This is a genomic window from Natrinema salsiterrestre (assembly GCF_029502005.1).
GTDB lineage: Archaea > Halobacteriota > Halobacteria > Halobacteriales > Natrialbaceae > Natrinema > Natrinema salsiterrestre.
The window spans coordinates 348,644-364,718 of sequence record NZ_JAMQOT010000001.1; the positions used below are offsets into that span (position 1 = coordinate 348,644).

Below are 16,075 nucleotides of genomic sequence, written 5' to 3' on the forward strand. Positions count from 1 at the left end.
CGGAGCCGTCGAATTGACGAGGACTGCGCGACTGAAGTCTCAGCCCGGAACGTACGGCGGACTCATCGATCCTTGCGAGACGAGATAGAGGCTCACCATCGTGAAGAAGACCATGACGACGATGAGCGGGTACTGACTCCTGATCGCCTGTAGCTTGCCGGGGAACAGATCGAAGGAGACGGTGTGTGCGACCCACACCGCGAGGGCGTGGCCCAGCAGGATGGCGGCGATCTCGACGAAGCCGAACCAGCCGGGCAAGGCGTATCGAGTCGGGTTCGGCGGCGGGCTCAACGGCATCGCCAGACTGTCGATCAGTGACGGCCACAGCGAGAGTCCGAACCCGAGATAGTGTGCCAGGTGGTAGCCGGCCGCGATGGCGAGCAGCGGTGCGGCGAGTCTGAGCCCGAGATACTGCCGCGAGAGGTAGGTCTCGGCTCGCTCGCGGGTGCGATCGATGGCGACCCAGTAGACCTTCCAGAACAGACCGAAGCCGCCGACGAGCAGGCCCAGATAGACGAGCGCCGGCGGTACTCCGATTCCGACCAGCGCTTCGATCGTTCGGACGCCGATCGGCGTGACGATGAACCCGCTGTAAGTCAGCTCCCAGACCAGGGCGAGCACGAACGCCACGAGGGAGTTGTCGGTGACGAGATCGGCCTCGCTCAACCGTGACCCCGGGAATCGCAGCTCGAACCCGTCTTCGGTCCGCTGAATCGGTGCGACGGCCCCGTAGAGCCGGAACCACAGCGAGAGCGGGTCACCGCGACGAAACCAGACCTCGGGTGAATACACGACCGCGCTCGAGATCGTGAACGCCGAGTACAGCGCGAGCACCGCCACCAGCGCCCGCGGTGACGAGGTCAGGGGAGCCATGACCTCGAGCCAGACGAACGTCAACAGCGCGACGACGGCTGGCCAGGAGCCGAAGGACGACGGATAGGATTCGTAGCCGTTCGGCAGCGCCGACGCGATCCGCCGCCAGGGGTTGAGCGCCGGCCACGGGTTCCCGACGGTGTACGCCGCGATCGTCAACAGCGACCGACCGCCGACGAAGGTCAGCAGAACCGTCGCACTGACCAGTCCGATGTCGGGTCCGGAAACGCCAGCGATGAAGAGCACCGCGAGCCCGAGCACGCCCGCAGCGCCGAGCAGGAGCGAGCCGGCGGAGAGCAATCGCTCGAGCGGTGGCTCGAGCGCGCGATCGTGGTAGGACCCGATCACGTCTCGGTCGGTCACCAGCATCGTCAGCAGCGCCGAGGCTCCGACGGCACCGCCGCCCGTCGCGAGGTAGAGCCACGTCGGAACGCTCACATCGGTGCCGCCAGTGAGGCCAGCGGCGACGTTACTCGCGGCGACAATGCCCCCACTCGTCCCGAGAACCGCTACTGCGAGGGCCACCACGATACTGGCCCGGCGAGCGAGAGCCGACCGTTCACTCATTGTCGGAGATTCGGACTCGTGATGCATCTACGTGTCGCTTCGACGGCACCCTGTCGCGGAACGATCGTATGAGGAAGGTATAAGTATCCGTCACCCACATTCCCCACTAATGGCGAGCATTCGGACCTACGCCCTCATTTACGTGGCACTGATGGTGTTAGCGACGGGGAAGTTCGTTTTCTTCCACTATCCCGAGATCTTCAGCTATCAGGTGGCGATCGGCGGCACGATGATCCTCGCGGCGATCAAGGTATCCCTGATCGCCGGCTACTTCCAGCACCTGAAACACGAGCCGCGGTCGATCACCTACCTGATGCTCACCGCGGCGTTCATGGTGTTCCTGCTCACCCTCGCAGCGGGCTACTCGATTCAGTAAGCCGTTCTGCTGCTCTCGCCGTTTCAACGAAAATCGATCCCTCTTCTCACTGTTCTCCTCTAGATCTCTTCCGTCGGTAGGAGTTCGAACAGCAGTCACCGTGCGCTCGTACTCGTCCGCCCCCTCTAACACGATTGCCGTGACCGTTCGTCGCTCAGTGCGACGCTGCGGATCCGCGCCGCCGTACCGCGTAGCGGTTCTATCTATCGGCCTCGAGACCCTCGAAGAGTAGCGCTGGCAGCGATCGGTCCAGCCGCGGGCAACCCATCTTTCCCACTGGTTTCGGGGAGCGTTACGAGCGGACACACCGTCGGCGTCACTGGGGAGAGGGGCTATCCGAACGAACACGCGGACGGACCGGCCGGACGCGATACGGGGGCGGCGGATCGGTGGAGAGCTGACGGTCCGATTGTGGCGGTCGATGGTGGTCAGCACGATTCGAGGTCGGAGGGAGGGATTCAGAACGAACCATCAGACGGCTGGTCGAGGACGCCGGAGCCGCACCTGGTCGAGGATTGGTCGGGCGCGTCGCTGACGGACGAGTAGGCACCGTCGGAGAACAGCGAGAAACGGGAGTCGATGGATCGAAGAACGGGAAGCGATAGCGAGCGTCGCTATTCCTTGCCGAACATGTCGCGCATCATCGGATGCATCTCCATCATCTGCTCCTCGGCGATCTCCTCGTAGAGCTTGTACGTGATGGAGACGGCCAGCAGCAGGCCGGTTCCGCTCACACCGCCGATGGTCCCGAGCATGTTCGCCCAGACGGCCAGCAGGCCGACCAGTGCGCCGCCGATGACGGTCACTTGCGGGATGTACCGCTCCATGACCTTCTCGATGACGCCGACGTTCTGTCGGAAGCCGGGGATCTGCATCCCGGAGTTCTGGATCTGCTTCGCCGTCGATTCCGGACCCATGTCCGTCGTCTCGACCCAGAAGATGGCGAAGATCGCACCGCCGATCACCATGAAGGTGAGGTCGATGCTGATCCGGATCAACACCTGCCACCACTCCTGGGAGACGCTCGCCGTCCACCACATCCAATCCTGGGGCGAGTAAATCGGAGCCACGTAGTAGAAGAACCCGCTACTGGGCTGTCCCTGACCCGTGTAGGTACCGAGCCAACCGGGCATGCTGGCCCACTGGCTGTTCAGGATCTGCCCCATGAACTGGACGTTCGCCTGCACTGCGCGAACGAGGATCATCGGCAGGACGCTCGCGTAGATGAGCTTCACGGGGAAGCGACCGCGGGCACCCTTGACCCTGGCGTGGCTCAATGGAATCTCGACGCGGACCGATTCCGCGTAGACGACGATCCCGAAGATCAGGATCGTCGTTAGCAGGGCGATGATGTGGCCATCGCCGACCAACAACGTCTGGAGACCGGCACCCGAGGCGATCGACCCGACGTCGACCTGTCCCGTCAGGATGCGGTACCAGTCGAAGAAGAACCCGCCCTGAGCGGGCTGGATGAACCCGGTCACCAGTCGCTGGCTCACACCGGCGATGATGAACAGGCCGATCCCGCTACCGACGCCCCACTTGCTGACGACCTCGTCCATGTAGAGGATGAGGATCCCGCCGATGAACACCTGAACGAACATCAGGCTCTGGATCTGCGTCTGTCCGAGGGTGAATCCCCCGAGTTGTAGCGACTGCTGGGCTGGCAGGAAGCCGCCGGCGAACACCATCGGGAGCCCGGTCAGTATCGTCATCAGGACGACCAGCAGCTTCTGGAGGCCCTGATAGAGGACCTGATCCCGCGGATCGTCCGTGTCGAGTCCGAGCAGGTTCGCACCGCCAAGCAGTTGCAAGACGATGCTCGCGGTGACGATCGGTCCGATACCGACCTGCAAGATCGACCCCTGAGAGCCGGCGAGGATCGCACGGAACTGACCGAAGAGGTCGTTTGCCTGCCCGGTCTGAATGCCGAACAGGCTGATGTTCGTCAGGAAGAAATACAACATGAGGATGCCGGCCGTCCACATCAGCTTGCGCTTGAAGGGGACGTGCCCCTCCGGACGGCGCACTGCTGGCATCCGCGTTAGGACCGGTTCAGCGGCTTCCTTCCATCCCATATGTTATTCCTCGTTCTGTTCGGGTTCGGCGTCAGCCTCGTCGTCCTCCTGGCCTCGCTCCGAAACGACTGCCTCGCCGCCGGCAGCCTCGAGCTTCTCCTCGGCCGCATCCGAGAAGGCGTCCGCCGTGATCTCGAGCGTGTTCCGGACCTGACCGGAGCCGAGAACTTTGACGACGTCGACTTCGTGTCCGTCCTCGACGACGTCGCGTGCGTCGAGTCGGTAGCCGTCGTCCGTCTCCTCGGCGAGGTCCTCGGCGACGTAGAGGATCGCGTCCTCGTCGAGCTTCTGGACGTCGATTTCCGCGACATCCTCTCGGATGTCGTGGGGTCGCTTGAAGCCGTGTTTGCCCTTCGGTTCGTAGTTGTGGAACTCGTGTTTGCTGCGCCCGGCACGGCCGCGGCCACCGCGGTGGCCCGCACCGCGTCGGTTCTTGTGGGAACCGCCGCTGTGGGTTCGCGATCCGCGCTGGCGTCGTTTTTTGCTCGTCATGGTTATCGCATCGATTCTAGGAGGTCGTTAATCTCCCCTGTTGTATGCTTTCCGAGTTGGCCGCCCTCGACGGTCGGCTTTTTGATCCCGTCGTGACCCCCCCGCGGTGGGTGGAGTCGAAGCGTCGGTGACAGTCCCTCGTCACGGAGCGTCGTCTCCTCGGCCAGGAGCGCCTCGGCGAGCTCGCCGAAGTCGTCGTACTCCGTGTTATCCGCGAGCCACTCCTCGTCGACGTCCGACTGGTCGCCCTCGAGGGGCTCCGCTCGCTTCGCGAGCAGGGTCTCGAGCACGTCGGCGTCGGGCTCTCCGACGGCGACGTAGTCGTTGACCTTCGCGATCATCCCCTCGTACGCGTCCGTTTCGGGGACGAGCGTACAGTGGTTGACGTTGTGGATGTTGAGCATCGACAGGGTGTCCTGTACGTCTTCCTGTCGGTTCACTTCGCCGCGGATCTGAACGATCGCCTTCATCACTCGCTCACCTCAGCTCGCTCTCGGTCCGGCCGTCGTCGCGGATGGCGCGACTGGGAGGCGTTCTCGAGTGCGTTGTACGTCGCCTTCGCGAGGTTGACCGTCGTTCGAGTGTTGCCGTGACTCTTCGTCCAGGCGTTCTCGATGCCGGCCAGCTCGAGGACGTGACGGACGGTGTCGCTGGCGGCCAGCCCCAGCCCTTCGGGGGCGGGGATGAGCTCGACCTCGACGGAACCGGCCTTGCCGGTGGTCCGTCGGGTCAGCGAGTGTGGCCGGTCCGAGCGGTCCTCCCAGGAGCCCGAGCCGCGGGGCACCTGGATCATGTTCAGCTTCGCGATACCGATCGCCTTCTGGATGGCAGAGCCGACCTGGTCGTCTCGGCCTTCCGCGTAGCCGATGAACCCGTCGCGATTGCCGACCGCGACGACACAGCGGAACTTCACGCGTCGTCCGGAGTCGGTCATCCGCTGGACCATGTTGATGTCCAGCACTTCGTCTTCCAGTCCGGGCAGGAGCTGGTCGACGAGTTCGGGTTCCTTCAGCGGGAGGCCAGAGTTGAGGGCGGTCTCCATGTCCTCAATGTCGCCCTCTTGGACCATCCGGCCGAGACGGGTAACGGGTTCCCATCCGCTATCGTTGTAGTTGCTCATTCGAGAATCGCCTCTCGTACGTCGTCGAAGTGTTCGGGAAGGTCAGTCGCGTCGAAGTCGCCGCTGTACAGCGGCTCCTCGAGCTGTTCGGCGTACTCGGCGATGTGCTCGCCGCGCGTTCGCGACCAGTCCGCCAGCACGCTGTCGTTGTGCGGGATCTCGAGGCCCGCGTCGATCGCGCCCTCCTGTACCGCGAACACCTTGTTGCCGGGCGTGGCCGTGTTGAGACCGATGTCGAGGACCGCTTCCTCGAGACCGGCCTCGACGGCTCGCTGGCCGGCCAGCAGGCCGGTCAGGTACGCCGCGGAAATGTTGCTCGTGGGTGCGTCCCAGCCGTACTCCGCCAGATCGCTCGAGTGTGCGCTTGCAAGCGTCTCGTCTCCCTGAGGTCCGGGAGTAACCAGCTGCGCCGTGGTGTGCTTGTTGCTCTTTCGAGCGACGAGGCGGGGCTTTCCCGATTTCAGCAGGCGCAACCTCTGGTGGTAGTCCGTCCGGACCTCACGGCGACGCCGCATCGGCACTTTGTATCGTGGTCCTGTCGCCATTATTGGTCACCGTAGGTTTCGTCGATGTAGTTCAGCAGGTACCGGACGCTGCGGAACTCCCCGCCGCCGGCCTTCTTGTAGAGCTGGCGGTACTGCGTGGGCGTCAGCTCGCCCTTGTCGCGGAGTTCGCGGAGCTTCCGGCGCTGTGCGCGAATCTTGTTCTGCCATTCGTCTTTCTCGTTCTGGCGCGCGCCTTTCTTGCCGCGGCGCTTGCCCTGCCCGTTCTGGTGGCCGTAGGAGCGCTTCGCGTTGCGCTCGCGAGCACGGCCCCGGGAGTTGCCCGAGGGTTCGTCCGCCTGAATGCGACCCTCGTCGACGAGTTCGCGGATCTCGTCGCGCGTGATCGCTTCGGCGATGTCGCCCTGGGCCTCCGGGTCGAACCAGACGCGGTTCTTGCCGACGTCCATGACGTCGGCGGCGAGTCGCTTCTGTGCGCTCAGATCAGTCATTGGATTCCACCTCGACTTCCTCGTAGGTCGGGTTCAGGACGCGAACGCCCTGCTCCTCGGCGAGCTCTTCGATACGCTCTCGCTTGCGCGCACCGACGGCGGAGGCGATCCGAACCGCCTCCGTGTCGCCGTCGACGCCCTCGAGGTCGTCCGCGTTCTCGACGTAGACCTCTTCGAAGCCGCTCGGGTGTTTCCCTCTGACTTCTTTCGGCGTGCGGTAGCCGGCCTGGACTTTCGGGCCCTTGCCCTTGACGCCACGGCGCTGTTTGGACAGCTGGCCGCGGGGTCGACGCCAGGATTCCGGCGTCCGCTTTTTCTTGTGGTAGTCCTGTCGGTTGAACTGCGGTTTCCCTTCGCTCCGCCGACGGTTGAGGAGTCGCTCCTCCGCGTCGGAGAGGTCGGGCGTCTTCTCGGTCAGCCCGCGGGGCCGCAGTTCGGTCTCGACGTCTTCGTCGGGTTCGGCTTCCTCCTCGACGCCTTCGTCTTCGATCTCGGCCTCGGTCTCCTCGGTGACCTCGAGGTCACCGACGTCGGCCTTGATACGGGCGGCGAGCGCGTTCCCGACGCCCTCCGCCTCGGCGAGGTCGCCCTGATCGGCTTCCTTGACGTCCTGAATGGACTCGAAGCCGGCGTCACGGAGCGCGTCTGCCTTGCTCGCGCCGACGCCGCTGATGTCTTCGAGATCCTGTGGTTCGTCGTTGGATTGGTCGTCTGCCATCTATCAGGCACCTCCTTTGGCGGGTTTGGCGGTGATGTAGACCCCGTCCTGGAAGACGCGGGTGTCCTTGCCGCTGACCTTCGTCAGCTGCTCGATGTCGGCCGCCGTCTGTCCGACGTCCTCCTTGCTGGGGCCGGACAGGACGAGCTGCTCGTCGTCGACGGTCACGTCGGTTTCACCGTGGATAGTCGTTCGTCGCGGTGCCTTTTCGCCGAGGAAGTTCTCGATGACGACTTCCTCGCCCTCCACGCGGACCTGCATCGGGAAGTGAGAGTAGAAGACTTCCATCTCGTACTCCCAGCCCTCGGTCACGCCGTGGATGGCGTTGGTGATGTGGCTCTCGAAGGTGCCGACGGTCGAATTCGTCTTCGCGTCCTCGGCACCGCTCTCGATTACCACCTGGTCGTCGTCGGTCTCGACGGTCACGTCGGGGTACCAGAGGCGGCGCGTGACGCTGCCTTCCGGACCCTCGACGGTGACGTCGAAACGGTCGACCTCGACGGATACGTTCTCGGGGATTTCCAGTTCGACTCGCATGATTAGTAGACGTATGCGATCACCTGGCCCCCAATACCCTGGTCGCGCGCCTCGTAGTGGCTCATGATGCCACTGCTCGTCGTGACGACGAGGGCTCCGAAGTCTCGAGCGGGGAGATAGCGCTTCTCCCACTTCTCGAAGTCTTCGGCGCCAACGGCGTAGCGGGGCTTGATGGGGCCGCACTCGTTGATCGCTCCTTTCAATTCGACCTCGAACTGACCGGCTTTGCCGTCGTCGACGTACTCGAAGCCGTCGATGTACCCGCGGTCGTAGAAGACCTCGAGCACGCTGCCGATTTCGTTCGAGGCGGGCGTTACCTCGTGGGTAAGGTGACCCACACTCTCGGCGTTGTCGAGCCCCGAGAGCGCGTTACTGAGTGGATCGTTTCCGGTCATGTTATCGGTACTTCCTGAATCCCATTTCGCGGGCGATCTCGCGGAAGCACTGCCGGCAGAGATTGATGTCGTACTTTCCGACAAGTCCCTGCTCGCGGCCACAGCGCTGGCAGGACTCGACCTGCCCCGTTCGCTTCGCCGCGTGCTCGCCCGTGCGGTCGTTTTCGTCTGTTTCGCTTTCACTCATCGTCTGCGCCCTCCACGCTCACGTCGAAGTTCGCCTCGAGGAAGCCGATTGCGTCCTCGGGAGTGAGTCGATGCGTCGACGGGATCGATCGGGTGGCCTTGTCGCGCTTGGCGATGCGGTAGCCCGGACGCACCAGGTTGACGGTGACGTCCAGTCCGAAGATCCCGATGCTCGGGTCGTACTCCTGGCTGGGGAAGTCGGTGTGTTCCGCGACACCGAAGCTGACGTTCCCCGTGTCGTCGAACTGCCGTCGAGAGATGTTCGCGAGCGGCAGGGCCGTCTCGAGGAACTCGTAGGCGTCCTCGTCGCGAAGGGTCACCTTCGCGCCGATGGGGTCGCCCTGACGGATTCCGAAGTCTGGTTTGGTCCGTTTCGCCTGCGTACGGACGCTCTCCTGACCCGTAATCTCCTGGATGATGTCCTCGGCCTTGCCGAGTTCGCGACCACCCTGACCGACGCCCATGTGGACGACGACCTTCTCGACGCGCGGTTCGCGCATCTCGTGGAAGTCGGCTCCAGATTCGCTTTCACTACTCATCGTCATCACCCGTGCTCACGGTTTCACCGTTCGCGTCTTCCGACGCGTCCGCGTCGCCCGTGAAGTTCTCGTCGATCACGACGACGTACTCTTCGACGGTTTCGAAGCCGCCGTCGTCCGTCGAGACGCCGACGCTGTTCGAGCCGCTGCCCGGCGTGATGTCGATCGCGTCGACCTCACCGATCTTGCCGCCGTGATTGCCACTGACGGCAGTCACGAGTGCACCTTCCTCGTATGGGAAGTGCGCGACGACGGACTTGTCGTCGTTGTCGACGACGATCGAATCCTTCGGATCGTAGTCGCCGTCGGTGATGACGTTCGTGCCGTCGTGCAGCGTCAGCTGGGTGTCGCCGCCCGACACTTGCTGTTTGTTCACGATCTTGCCGAGGCGGCTCTGGGCCGACTCCTCGTCGATCTCGGTCAGTGCGAGCCGACCGCCCTCGTCGGGGAAGACGCGGTAGTACTCCCCGCGACCGGGGAACGCGACGATATCGAACATGCCGATCGGGCGCTGTTCGTCGTTGATCGCGTCGCCGTTGATGAGGATCGCGTCCTCGCTCAGGGCGTACCGTGCTTCCTTCCGCGAGTCCACGTAGCCGAGGACGTCCCGCAGGAGGACGACGAGCGGCACGCCGTCTTCGCCGTGGGGACCGGCGTCGGCCTTGACCGTGAAGGTCTCGGTCTTTCGCTCGACCGGCCAGGACTTCGGTACGGATAGTCGTTTCTGGTGTTTCGTCATTCGCTATCACCTTCGAGACGCGCCTCGCGACGCTCGTCCTCGAGGTCGAGGTCCGTGATGCGGACGTTCGACGGGTCGAGCGGCCGCGGCACTTCCTCGCCGTCGGCCGTCTCGACGGTGACCTCCTCGACGTGGATGGTTCCGTCCTCGAGGATCGCGCGCATGACCTCGCCTTCCTCGCCGGCGTGGTCGCCGCGCATGACCTCGACCGTGTCGCCCGCGTTGACGCGGGTTCGACGGGTGTCGTACTCCTCGCGGAGCTCGTCGGACAGCGTCGCGTGCAGCTGCTTCTGTCGCTCGTGCAGCGGCGCGTTTCGCGTCTGGGTTCGCTGTTTGTGTGGTTGTTCAGTCATATCTATACGATCATCGTCGCCGTACTGGCGATTGCTCCGAAGCGCTCTGCGACTTCGCGGGCGATCGGCCCCTTGATCTCCGTGCCGCGGGGTTCCTCGTTCTCGTCGATGATGACCGCCGCGTTATCCTCGAACTTCAGCCGCGTGCCGTCGGGCCGGCGGATCGACTTCCGCTGGCGGACGACGACGGCCTCGAGGACCTGTCGGCGCATCTCCGGGGTACCCTTCGTGACCGAGACGGTCACTTTGTCACCGATTCCCGCCTTCGGCTGGCGGTTCTTGGTGCCGTGGTAGCCCGCGACGCTGATGACCTTCAGTTCACGCGCGCCGGTGTTGTCGGCGCACGTGACCAGCGAGCCCTTCTTCAGGCCCTGCGTGACGTCGGCTTTCATCGCCTCCATCACTGATCACCCTCGTCTGCAGCCGCGGCGAGGTCTTCGTCGGAGAGCTCCGGCTCAGGCTCGGCCTGACTCGTGAGCTCGGCGACGTCCTCGGCAGTCGCTTCTTGGGTTACTTCGACGACCACGTGCGATTTCGTCTTCGACAGTGGTCGGGTCTCTGCGATCTTGACCGTGTCACCGACCGAGAGCGGCTCGAGCACGCCCGGTACGTGTGCCGGGATGCGCGAGCGTCGTTTCATCTGGCGGTCGTATTTCGGAACCGCCACATCGTACTCTCGCTCGACGACTACGGTCTTGTCCATGTCCGTCGAGACGACCGTCCCTTCGAGGATCTGCCCTCGAACGGAGAGTTCGCCGTAGAACGGACATTTCTCGTAGTCGTATTCCTCCGGGTTATCGGGTTCCGGAGGGGTTTCAACGTCTAGTCCTATTGCCATGGTGAGTCACCATTCGTTTCCGTGCGTCGGGCGGGCCGTGAGAGCAGCCGCGATCCATCGACCGTAACGTAGGCTACATCCTCGCCAGCGCTATCTGTCGCGGCGGAGCAATCGTCCCCCGCTGCAGGTTGAGTGTCGGCCAGTTTGGACGCAGTCCCCGACCCCTTCGCGAGGTCGGCGGCGTCATCTGTGATCGCGAACTCGAACGTCGAGCCCGACTTCGGCACCATCACCACCCGAGACTCGCCATCCGTTCGAACCTCTATGGAGAGGGTCTTTGTCGTCTCGATGACGACTCGTCCCTCCAGACCCACCCGCGAGGAGTCGTCGCTCTCGACGACTCGGACGGGGAGTCCGTTGAGTTCGTGTCGCGGCAGCGTCTCGGGTGTCAGTGCCATTGTCGTGTTATTCGGTGTCTGCGTCGTCCGCAAGGTCGCCTTCTTCGCGCTGGATCGTTTTGATCCGCGCGACGGTGCGACCCAGTTCGCCGATGCGGCCCGGGTTCTCCGGGGCACCACCGGCGGCGAGGACGGACTTCGCGTTCAGCAGCTCCGTCTCGAGTTCCTCGAGTTCTTCCTCCCGCTCGGCGGGGGTCATGTCGCGGATCTCTTCGACGTGGAGGATCGCCATCAGGCGTCACCTCCCTCGTCCGCGTCGTCCGCGTCTGCGTCCTCTTCCGCTTCCATCTCTTCGACGAGGTCTTCGGCTTCCGCTTCGACGTCTTCCTCGAGCTCTTCGAGCTCTTCCTCGACGTCGTCGTCGCCGCCGGGGACTTCGACTTCGTCGAACTCCTCGTCGGCGTCGGCCTCGACCTCTTCTTCGATGACTTCCTCGACGACGTCCTCGTCGAGGTCTGCCTCGGCGTCGGCGTCCGCGTCCGCGGCTTCCGCAGCCGCAGCGTCTGCCTCGGCCTCGTCAGCGTCGGCGTCAGTGTCCTCGGGTTCGCCCTCGAGGAGCTCCTCGACGCCCTCTGCCTCGTTGACTTCGACGGCCTCCGGAACGACTTCCTCCGGATCCATGTCCTCGTTGACTTCGAAGTCGTCGGGCAGTTCCGCACCCGGCGGGATGATCTTCACGTCGACACCGATGGTGCCGAGTTTCATGACCGCGACGCCCTGGCCGTGGTCGACGACCTCTTCGGCGGGCTCGCCGTTGTGCTTGATGTAGCCGCGGTTGAACTTCTCGACGCGCGATCGCGCGCCGGTGACCTTCCCCGACAGGACGATCTCCGCGCCGAGCGCGCCCGCTTCCATGATCCGGTCGATCGTCGTGTGACCGGCCTTCCGGAAGTACCAGCCGCGCTCGAGCGCGTTGGCCAGTCGGTCCGCGACGATCCGTGCGTTGAGGTCGGGTTCTTCGACCTCCTGCACGTCGATCTGGGGGTCCTCGAGGTTGAACCGCTCCTCGAGGGCCGTCGTGACCTTCCGGATGTTCTCGCCGCCTTTGCCGATGACCATCCCGGGCTTCTCGGCCTTGAGGACGATCTGGGTTCCCATCGGCGTCTTGGCGACGTCCATACCACCGTAGCCCGCGCGGCCGAGCTCTTCCTGGAAGAACTCGTCGATCTGGGACCGCTGCAGGCCGTTCTCGATGAATTGGTGTTCGTCAGCCATTAGCTATCGTCCTCCTCGGGTTCGGTCTCTTCTACGATGATCTCCACGTCGACCTGCGGCGTGTTCCACGAGGACGCACGCCCCATCGCGCGGGGCTTGCGGCCCACGGACTCGCCGACCTTGTGGGCGGCGACGTGGACGATCTCCATGGACTCGCCGTCGAAGCCCTGATGGTCCGCGTTGGCTTCGACGTTCTCGAGCAGATCGAGGAATTCCTCGGAGACCTTCTCCGGGTACTTGCCGGCGTCCCAGCCGTCGATGTCGGAGCGGTGTCCGGCACCGGCGTTGTGGGACTTGAACGGCACGGATTGGTTCTCGTCGATGACGTCCTGGAGGTACGCCCGGGCCTCGCCGACGGTCTGGCCCTTGAGTTGGCGTGCGACCTCCTTGCTGTGCTTGTTGCTCATATGACGCTCCCGAAGCATGGCTTTCGCCGTGGCGTCGGGATCGACGTCGACTGAGTAGTTGATTCCCATACGTGGATCACTTCAGTGGGACGAACTTCGACGATCGGGTCGCGCCGATACCGGCCTGTCCGTGCTCGACGGAGGTCCGCGTCAGCTGGAACTCGCCGAGATAGTGGCCGATCATTTCGGGTTCGACGCGAACGCGTTCGAACGCCTGCCCGTTGTAGACCTCGAAGGTCTTGCCGACGAACTCCGGCAGGATCGGCATGTCTCGCAGGTGCGTTCGAATCGGGTCGTTCGCCGTTTCTTCCTCGCCCTTCTCGCTGGCCTCCTCGCGAAGCTTCTCCTTCTCGACGGAGAGGCCGCGTTCGATACTTCGCCGCTGTCGTGCGGGTAGCAGTTCCACAACCTCGTCGAGCTCCATCGCCTGCAGCTCCTCGAGCGTGTAGCCGCGGTAGGTGAACTCACCTTCGCGGCCGGTTCGGTACTCCTGACTCATTTGTTGCCACCTCGACCGGTGCTCCGGGACGCGATGTCACCGACCTTCCGTCCCGGCGGGGCGTCCCGCGAGACGGACTTGGGTTTGCCGGGGTGCTGTCGGCCGCCGCCACCGAACGGGTGGTCGACGGCGTTCATCGCGACACCGCGGACGCGAGGCCACTTGGTGCCCCGGGACTTCATCTTGTGATACTTGTTGCCGGCCTTGACCATCGGCTTCTCGGTGCGGCCGCCACCGGCGACGACGCCGATCGTGGCGCGACACTCGGGATCGAGGCGCTTGACCTCGCCGCTCGGAAGCTCGATGACCGCCGCGTTGCGGTCGTGGGTGATCAGGTCGGCGTTCGTCCCCGAGGCGCGGGCGAAGCGACCGCCGTCGCCCTGATTCGCCTCGACGTTACAGACCGGAACCCCTTCGGGAATCTCCGCGAGCGGGAGCGTGTTGCCCGGCTTGATCTCCGCGGAGACGCCGACCTGGAGCTCCTCGCCGACGGTGATGCCCTCGGGCACGAGGATGAGACGCTGATCGCCGTCCTCGAACTCGACGGCCGCGATCGGCGCGGATCGGGCCGGGTCGTGTTCGATGTCGACGACCGTCCCGCTGATGGTCTCGTCGTCTTGCTCTTTCTTGTGCTCGAGGTCCGCCTTGTATCGGTGCGACGGGGCGCGGAACGTGGAGGTCCCGCGACCGCGTCGTTGTCCTTGAATGCGTCGTCCCATTCTCAGAACACCCCGATTCGCGAAGCGACTTCCTGTGCGTCGTCCTCCTCGGAGAGGCGGACGATCGCTTTCTTTTTGCCGTTCATCGTTACCTGCGTGTTGATGTTCCGGACCGAGATCTCGAACCGCTCCTCGACCTCGTCCCGAATTTCGGGCTTGGTCGCGTCCGGGTTGACGACGAACTGGAGCTTGTTCTCGAAGTCCATGTCGTTCATCGCCTTCTCCGTGACGAGCGGGTGTTCGATGGCCGAGCTCATCGGTCGGCCACCTCCTCGAGTGCGCTTTCGGTCCAGACCGTCAGCCGTCCCGGCTGTGCGCCGGGCGCGAGATCCTCCGCGTTGACCTCAGCTGCCGTCGTTACGTCGGCACCTGCGAGGTTCCGGGCCGCACGGGACGGACCGGTCTCGCTGGAGGTGACGAAGAGGATCGACGTCGGCGTCTTGTACTTGCGGCCACGGGCTTTCCCCTGACCGGACCGGACGCTGCGACCCTCGTCGGCGCGTTCGATGTCGTCCGCGAGGCCGGCTGCCTCGAGGAAGTCGACGACTTCCTGCGTCTTGTGGAGGTCCTCGAATTCGTCGTCGACGACGACGGGGGTCTCGACGTCTTCGTCGAACTCGTGGCCGCGGTCGGCGACGAGTTCGGCGTCGGTCGTCGCAGCGATCGCGCTGCGGACGGCCAGTTTCTTTGCTTTCGTGTTGATCGATTCGGACTGGTCTTTCTCGGCTTTCGGCGGGTGTGCCTTGCGTCCCTTGACGGCCTGGGGAACGCGTCGAGCGCGCCCCTCCTGTCGTGGAACGTGGGCCATCCCGCGGCCGCTACCGAACGATTCGGCCGGCGTTCGAAGGCCGGCGAACTCGTCGGCACCGTAGTCCTGTTTTCGGTTTGCCTGGGCGGCGCGAACGGCACGAGCGATCAGGTCCGGGCGGTACTGGGTCTCGAAGACCGCCGGGAGCTCGATCGTGTCCGCGTCCGAGCCGTCCAGGTTTCGTACTGTTGCGTCCATGTGTTATCCCTGGTTGGATGCGGTGGAGACGTAGCGCACCTCGGGATCGAGGCGCGGCTGGTCTCCGGGTCGGATCGCCGGGCGGAAGCGTACGAGACGCTGCTGTGGCCCGGGGAGCGAGCCCTTGATCAACGCGTGTGGCCCGTCGACTTCGCCGTAGTTGACGAAGCCGCCGTCGACCGTCGCGTCTGCGCCGTCGCCGATGTCGACGAGGCGCTTGTTCAGTTCCGTCCGCTGATGGTAGCCCATCTGGCCCTGCTGCGGGACCGTCGAGCGGACGCGGGACGGGTTCCAGGGGCCGAGGTTGCCGATGCGGCGACGCCAGCCCTGCCGGGCGTGTTTGCCCTTGCGTTTCTGGACGCCCCATCGCTTGACGGGGCCCTGCGTCCCTTTCCCTTTCGTGACGCCGCTCGCGTCGAGATACTCGCCGGCGCGGAACACGTCGTTCATGACGTGCTCGCCGCCGTCCTCGATGATCTCGAGGGCGAAGTCGACGCGGTCGTCGACGGAGCCGCCGCCGACGCGCGTTTCCATCACGTCCGGTTTCTTCTTGGGCACCGAGGGAACGTCCCCCGGGACCGTGTGGGTGATGACGCGAACCTCGTCGACGCGGCCCTCCTCGTGGAGGCCACGGAGCTCGTCCGTGGCGGCGTCGGTGTCGTAGTCGTCACCGGGAAGGTCCAGAACGCGATCGAGTTCGGGAACGAACTCGTCGGTCCAGACCTCGGTTATCGGCTTCATACCATACGGCGTGTCTTCGTACGCTCGCAGCGCGACGGCGCGCATCGGCGGCGTCTCCACGATCGTCACGGGGACGGTCTCTTCCATCCCCTCGGTCGGCGAATCCGCTTTATCGTCGACCATGACGACGTGGGTCATGCCGGCCTTGTAGCCCGCGAAGCCCTGGAGCGTCGGCTGTCCGTCAGTGTCCGGCCACGAGTTGAAGCGTGGGACCTCGCTGGTCGCACGCTTTCGTGGGCCGAACCCGAGTGAGCCTTTGCGTGGTGTATTTGCTTGTGGCATTCT

General features: G+C 64.5%; 26 protein-coding genes. 1 reads left to right on the forward strand and 25 read right to left on the reverse strand.

All coding sequences use genetic code 11. From position 1 onward, the window contains the following. Positions 1-39: 39 nt before the first annotated feature. Positions 40-1,440 (reverse strand): hypothetical protein, encoded by a 1,401-nt coding sequence (locus tag NDI89_RS01680; protein WP_425607741.1) that lies wholly within the window; start codon positions 1,438-1,440, stop codon positions 40-42. A 109-nt stretch (positions 1,441-1,549) separates the two neighbouring features. Between NDI89_RS01680 and NDI89_RS01685 the strand changes: the two genes are divergently transcribed. After that, the gene (locus NDI89_RS01685) at positions 1,550-1,816 is read left to right on the forward strand and encodes a cytochrome C oxidase subunit IV family protein (protein ID WP_277519769.1); all 267 of its coding nucleotides are present in this window, start codon (positions 1,550-1,552) and stop codon (positions 1,814-1,816) included. A 614-nt stretch (positions 1,817-2,430) separates the two neighbouring features. Here the strand turns inward: NDI89_RS01685 and secY are convergent. Genes secY through NDI89_RS01805 form a run of 24 tightly spaced genes read right to left on the reverse strand, consistent with a single transcriptional unit; the run spans position 2,431 to position 16,072 of the window. After that, positions 2,431-3,894 (reverse strand): preprotein translocase subunit SecY, encoded by a 1,464-nt coding sequence (gene secY, locus NDI89_RS01690; RefSeq protein WP_277519770.1) that lies wholly within the window; start codon positions 3,892-3,894, stop codon positions 2,431-2,433. 3 nt (positions 3,895-3,897) lie between these two features. After that, the gene (locus NDI89_RS01695) at positions 3,898-4,386 is read right to left on the reverse strand and encodes an uL15m family ribosomal protein (protein ID WP_226007802.1); all 489 of its coding nucleotides are present in this window, start codon (positions 4,384-4,386) and stop codon (positions 3,898-3,900) included. A 2-nt stretch (positions 4,387-4,388) separates the two neighbouring features. After that, the gene (locus NDI89_RS01700) at positions 4,389-4,856 is read right to left on the reverse strand and encodes a 50S ribosomal protein L30 (RefSeq protein ID WP_277519771.1); all 468 of its coding nucleotides are present in this window, start codon (positions 4,854-4,856) and stop codon (positions 4,389-4,391) included. Further along, entirely contained in the window at positions 4,856-5,506 is a 651-nt protein-coding gene (locus NDI89_RS01705; protein WP_277519772.1) for a 30S ribosomal protein S5, read from the reverse strand. Before NDI89_RS01705 ends, NDI89_RS01700 begins: the two co-directional genes overlap by 1 nt. Further along, positions 5,503-6,051, reverse strand: coding sequence for a 50S ribosomal protein L18 (locus tag NDI89_RS01710; protein ID WP_226007805.1), 549 nt, complete (start codon positions 6,049-6,051; stop codon positions 5,503-5,505). The genes NDI89_RS01705 and NDI89_RS01710 overlap by 4 nt, the downstream gene beginning before the upstream one ends. After that, complete coding sequence (locus tag NDI89_RS01715; RefSeq protein ID WP_277519773.1) at positions 6,051-6,500, reverse strand: 50S ribosomal protein L19e; 450 nt, start codon at positions 6,498-6,500, stop codon at positions 6,051-6,053. Before NDI89_RS01715 ends, NDI89_RS01710 begins: the two co-directional genes overlap by 1 nt. Then, positions 6,493-7,218, reverse strand: a complete 726-nt coding sequence (locus NDI89_RS01720) for a 50S ribosomal protein L32e (protein ID WP_277519774.1) — start codon at positions 7,216-7,218, stop codon at positions 6,493-6,495. Before NDI89_RS01720 ends, NDI89_RS01715 begins: the two co-directional genes overlap by 8 nt. A gap of 3 nt (positions 7,219-7,221) precedes the next feature. Continuing rightward, positions 7,222-7,755, reverse strand: coding sequence for a 50S ribosomal protein L6 (locus NDI89_RS01725; RefSeq protein WP_277519775.1), 534 nt, complete (start codon positions 7,753-7,755; stop codon positions 7,222-7,224). Positions 7,756-7,757: 2 nt separating this feature from the next. Further along, a complete protein-coding gene (locus tag NDI89_RS01730; protein ID WP_226007809.1) occupies positions 7,758-8,150 on the reverse strand; it encodes a 30S ribosomal protein S8 in 393 nt (130 codons plus the stop codon). Between the two features lies 1 nt (position 8,151). Then, positions 8,152-8,337 carry a 30S ribosomal protein S14 gene (locus NDI89_RS01735; protein ID WP_226007810.1) on the reverse strand — a complete coding sequence of 62 codons (186 nt, stop codon included), beginning with the start codon at positions 8,335-8,337 and terminating at the stop codon, positions 8,152-8,154. Further along, positions 8,330-8,875 carry a 50S ribosomal protein L5 gene (locus NDI89_RS01740; RefSeq protein WP_277519776.1) on the reverse strand — a complete coding sequence of 182 codons (546 nt, stop codon included), beginning with the start codon at positions 8,873-8,875 and terminating at the stop codon, positions 8,330-8,332. Before NDI89_RS01740 ends, NDI89_RS01735 begins: the two co-directional genes overlap by 8 nt. Continuing rightward, positions 8,868-9,614, reverse strand: coding sequence for a 30S ribosomal protein S4e (locus NDI89_RS01745; RefSeq protein ID WP_277519777.1), 747 nt, complete (start codon positions 9,612-9,614; stop codon positions 8,868-8,870). The genes NDI89_RS01740 and NDI89_RS01745 overlap by 8 nt, the downstream gene beginning before the upstream one ends. Next, a complete protein-coding gene (rplX, locus tag NDI89_RS01750) occupies positions 9,611-9,967 on the reverse strand; it encodes a 50S ribosomal protein L24 (RefSeq protein WP_226007813.1) in 357 nt (118 codons plus the stop codon). The genes NDI89_RS01745 and rplX overlap by 4 nt, the downstream gene beginning before the upstream one ends. A gap of 2 nt (positions 9,968-9,969) precedes the next feature. Beyond that, positions 9,970-10,368 (reverse strand): 50S ribosomal protein L14, encoded by a 399-nt coding sequence (locus NDI89_RS01755; RefSeq protein ID WP_006180012.1) that lies wholly within the window; start codon positions 10,366-10,368, stop codon positions 9,970-9,972. After that, positions 10,368-10,805, reverse strand: coding sequence for a 30S ribosomal protein S17 (locus tag NDI89_RS01760; RefSeq protein ID WP_277519779.1), 438 nt, complete (start codon positions 10,803-10,805; stop codon positions 10,368-10,370). Before NDI89_RS01760 ends, NDI89_RS01755 begins: the two co-directional genes overlap by 1 nt. Beyond that, on the reverse strand, positions 10,796-11,203 hold the full coding sequence (locus tag NDI89_RS01765) for a ribonuclease P protein component 1 (RefSeq protein WP_277519780.1): 408 nt from the start codon (positions 11,201-11,203) through the stop codon (positions 10,796-10,798). Before NDI89_RS01765 ends, NDI89_RS01760 begins: the two co-directional genes overlap by 10 nt. Before the next feature lie 7 nt (positions 11,204-11,210). After that, complete coding sequence (gene rpmC / locus NDI89_RS01770) at positions 11,211-11,435, reverse strand: 50S ribosomal protein L29 (protein WP_277519781.1); 225 nt, start codon at positions 11,433-11,435, stop codon at positions 11,211-11,213. Then, complete coding sequence (locus NDI89_RS01775) at positions 11,435-12,418, reverse strand: 30S ribosomal protein S3 (protein ID WP_277519782.1); 984 nt, start codon at positions 12,416-12,418, stop codon at positions 11,435-11,437. The genes rpmC and NDI89_RS01775 overlap by 1 nt, the downstream gene beginning before the upstream one ends. Beyond that, positions 12,418-12,894 carry a 50S ribosomal protein L22 gene (locus NDI89_RS01780; RefSeq protein ID WP_277519785.1) on the reverse strand — a complete coding sequence of 159 codons (477 nt, stop codon included), beginning with the start codon at positions 12,892-12,894 and terminating at the stop codon, positions 12,418-12,420. The genes NDI89_RS01775 and NDI89_RS01780 overlap by 1 nt, the downstream gene beginning before the upstream one ends. Positions 12,895-12,901: 7 nt before the next feature. Beyond that, positions 12,902-13,324 carry a 30S ribosomal protein S19 gene (locus tag NDI89_RS01785; RefSeq protein ID WP_277519786.1) on the reverse strand — a complete coding sequence of 141 codons (423 nt, stop codon included), beginning with the start codon at positions 13,322-13,324 and terminating at the stop codon, positions 12,902-12,904. Further along, positions 13,321-14,043: a 50S ribosomal protein L2 gene (locus NDI89_RS01790; RefSeq protein WP_226007820.1), complete on the reverse strand. Its 723-nt coding sequence runs from the start codon at positions 14,041-14,043 to the stop codon at positions 13,321-13,323. The genes NDI89_RS01785 and NDI89_RS01790 overlap by 4 nt, the downstream gene beginning before the upstream one ends. Positions 14,044-14,045: 2 nt before the next feature. Next, positions 14,046-14,300, reverse strand: a complete 255-nt coding sequence (locus tag NDI89_RS01795; protein WP_277519787.1) for a 50S ribosomal protein L23 — start codon at positions 14,298-14,300, stop codon at positions 14,046-14,048. Then, positions 14,297-15,049, reverse strand: a complete 753-nt coding sequence (gene rpl4p / locus NDI89_RS01800) for a 50S ribosomal protein L4 (RefSeq protein ID WP_277519788.1) — start codon at positions 15,047-15,049, stop codon at positions 14,297-14,299. The genes NDI89_RS01795 and rpl4p overlap by 4 nt, the downstream gene beginning before the upstream one ends. Before the next feature lie 3 nt (positions 15,050-15,052). Then, entirely contained in the window at positions 15,053-16,072 is a 1,020-nt protein-coding gene (locus NDI89_RS01805) for a 50S ribosomal protein L3 (protein WP_277519789.1), read from the reverse strand. Positions 16,073-16,075: the final 3 nt, after the last annotated feature.

Coding starts and splice junctions, on each gene's coding strand:
- NDI89_RS01680 (WP_425607741.1), bottom strand. CDS start 1,440: ATGAGTGAACGGTCGGCTCTCGCTCGCCGGGCCAGTATCGTGGTGGCC.
- NDI89_RS01685 (WP_277519769.1), top strand. CDS start 1,550: ATGGCGAGCATTCGGACCTACGCCCTCATTTACGTGGCACTGATGGTG.
- secY (WP_277519770.1), bottom strand. CDS start 3,894: ATGGGATGGAAGGAAGCCGCTGAACCGGTCCTAACGCGGATGCCAGCA.
- NDI89_RS01695 (WP_226007802.1), bottom strand. CDS start 4,386: ATGACGAGCAAAAAACGACGCCAGCGCGGATCGCGAACCCACAGCGGC.
- NDI89_RS01700 (WP_277519771.1), bottom strand. CDS start 4,856: ATGAAGGCGATCGTTCAGATCCGCGGCGAAGTGAACCGACAGGAAGAC.
- NDI89_RS01705 (WP_277519772.1), bottom strand. CDS start 5,506: ATGAGCAACTACAACGATAGCGGATGGGAACCCGTTACCCGTCTCGGC.
- NDI89_RS01710 (WP_226007805.1), bottom strand. CDS start 6,051: ATGGCGACAGGACCACGATACAAAGTGCCGATGCGGCGTCGCCGTGAG.
- NDI89_RS01715 (WP_277519773.1), bottom strand. CDS start 6,500: ATGACTGATCTGAGCGCACAGAAGCGACTCGCCGCCGACGTCATGGAC.
- NDI89_RS01720 (WP_277519774.1), bottom strand. CDS start 7,218: ATGGCAGACGACCAATCCAACGACGAACCACAGGATCTCGAAGACATC.
- NDI89_RS01725 (WP_277519775.1), bottom strand. CDS start 7,755: ATGCGAGTCGAACTGGAAATCCCCGAGAACGTATCCGTCGAGGTCGAC.
- NDI89_RS01730 (WP_226007809.1), bottom strand. CDS start 8,150: ATGACCGGAAACGATCCACTCAGTAACGCGCTCTCGGGGCTCGACAAC.
- NDI89_RS01735 (WP_226007810.1), bottom strand. CDS start 8,337: ATGAGTGAAAGCGAAACAGACGAAAACGACCGCACGGGCGAGCACGCG.
- NDI89_RS01740 (WP_277519776.1), bottom strand. CDS start 8,875: ATGAGTAGTGAAAGCGAATCTGGAGCCGACTTCCACGAGATGCGCGAA.
- NDI89_RS01745 (WP_277519777.1), bottom strand. CDS start 9,614: ATGACGAAACACCAGAAACGACTATCCGTACCGAAGTCCTGGCCGGTC.
- rplX (WP_226007813.1), bottom strand. CDS start 9,967: ATGACTGAACAACCACACAAACAGCGAACCCAGACGCGAAACGCGCCG.
- NDI89_RS01755 (WP_006180012.1), bottom strand. CDS start 10,368: ATGGAGGCGATGAAAGCCGACGTCACGCAGGGCCTGAAGAAGGGCTCG.
- NDI89_RS01760 (WP_277519779.1), bottom strand. CDS start 10,805: ATGGCAATAGGACTAGACGTTGAAACCCCTCCGGAACCCGATAACCCG.
- NDI89_RS01765 (WP_277519780.1), bottom strand. CDS start 11,203: ATGGCACTGACACCCGAGACGCTGCCGCGACACGAACTCAACGGACTC.
- rpmC (WP_277519781.1), bottom strand. CDS start 11,435: ATGGCGATCCTCCACGTCGAAGAGATCCGCGACATGACCCCCGCCGAG.
- NDI89_RS01775 (WP_277519782.1), bottom strand. CDS start 12,418: ATGGCTGACGAACACCAATTCATCGAGAACGGCCTGCAGCGGTCCCAG.
- NDI89_RS01780 (WP_277519785.1), bottom strand. CDS start 12,894: ATGGGAATCAACTACTCAGTCGACGTCGATCCCGACGCCACGGCGAAA.
- NDI89_RS01785 (WP_277519786.1), bottom strand. CDS start 13,324: ATGAGTCAGGAGTACCGAACCGGCCGCGAAGGTGAGTTCACCTACCGC.
- NDI89_RS01790 (WP_226007820.1), bottom strand. CDS start 14,043: ATGGGACGACGCATTCAAGGACAACGACGCGGTCGCGGGACCTCCACG.
- NDI89_RS01795 (WP_277519787.1), bottom strand. CDS start 14,300: ATGAGCTCGGCCATCGAACACCCGCTCGTCACGGAGAAGGCGATGAAC.
- rpl4p (WP_277519788.1), bottom strand. CDS start 15,049: ATGGACGCAACAGTACGAAACCTGGACGGCTCGGACGCGGACACGATC.
- NDI89_RS01805 (WP_277519789.1), bottom strand. CDS start 16,072: ATGCCACAAGCAAATACACCACGCAAAGGCTCACTCGGGTTCGGCCCA.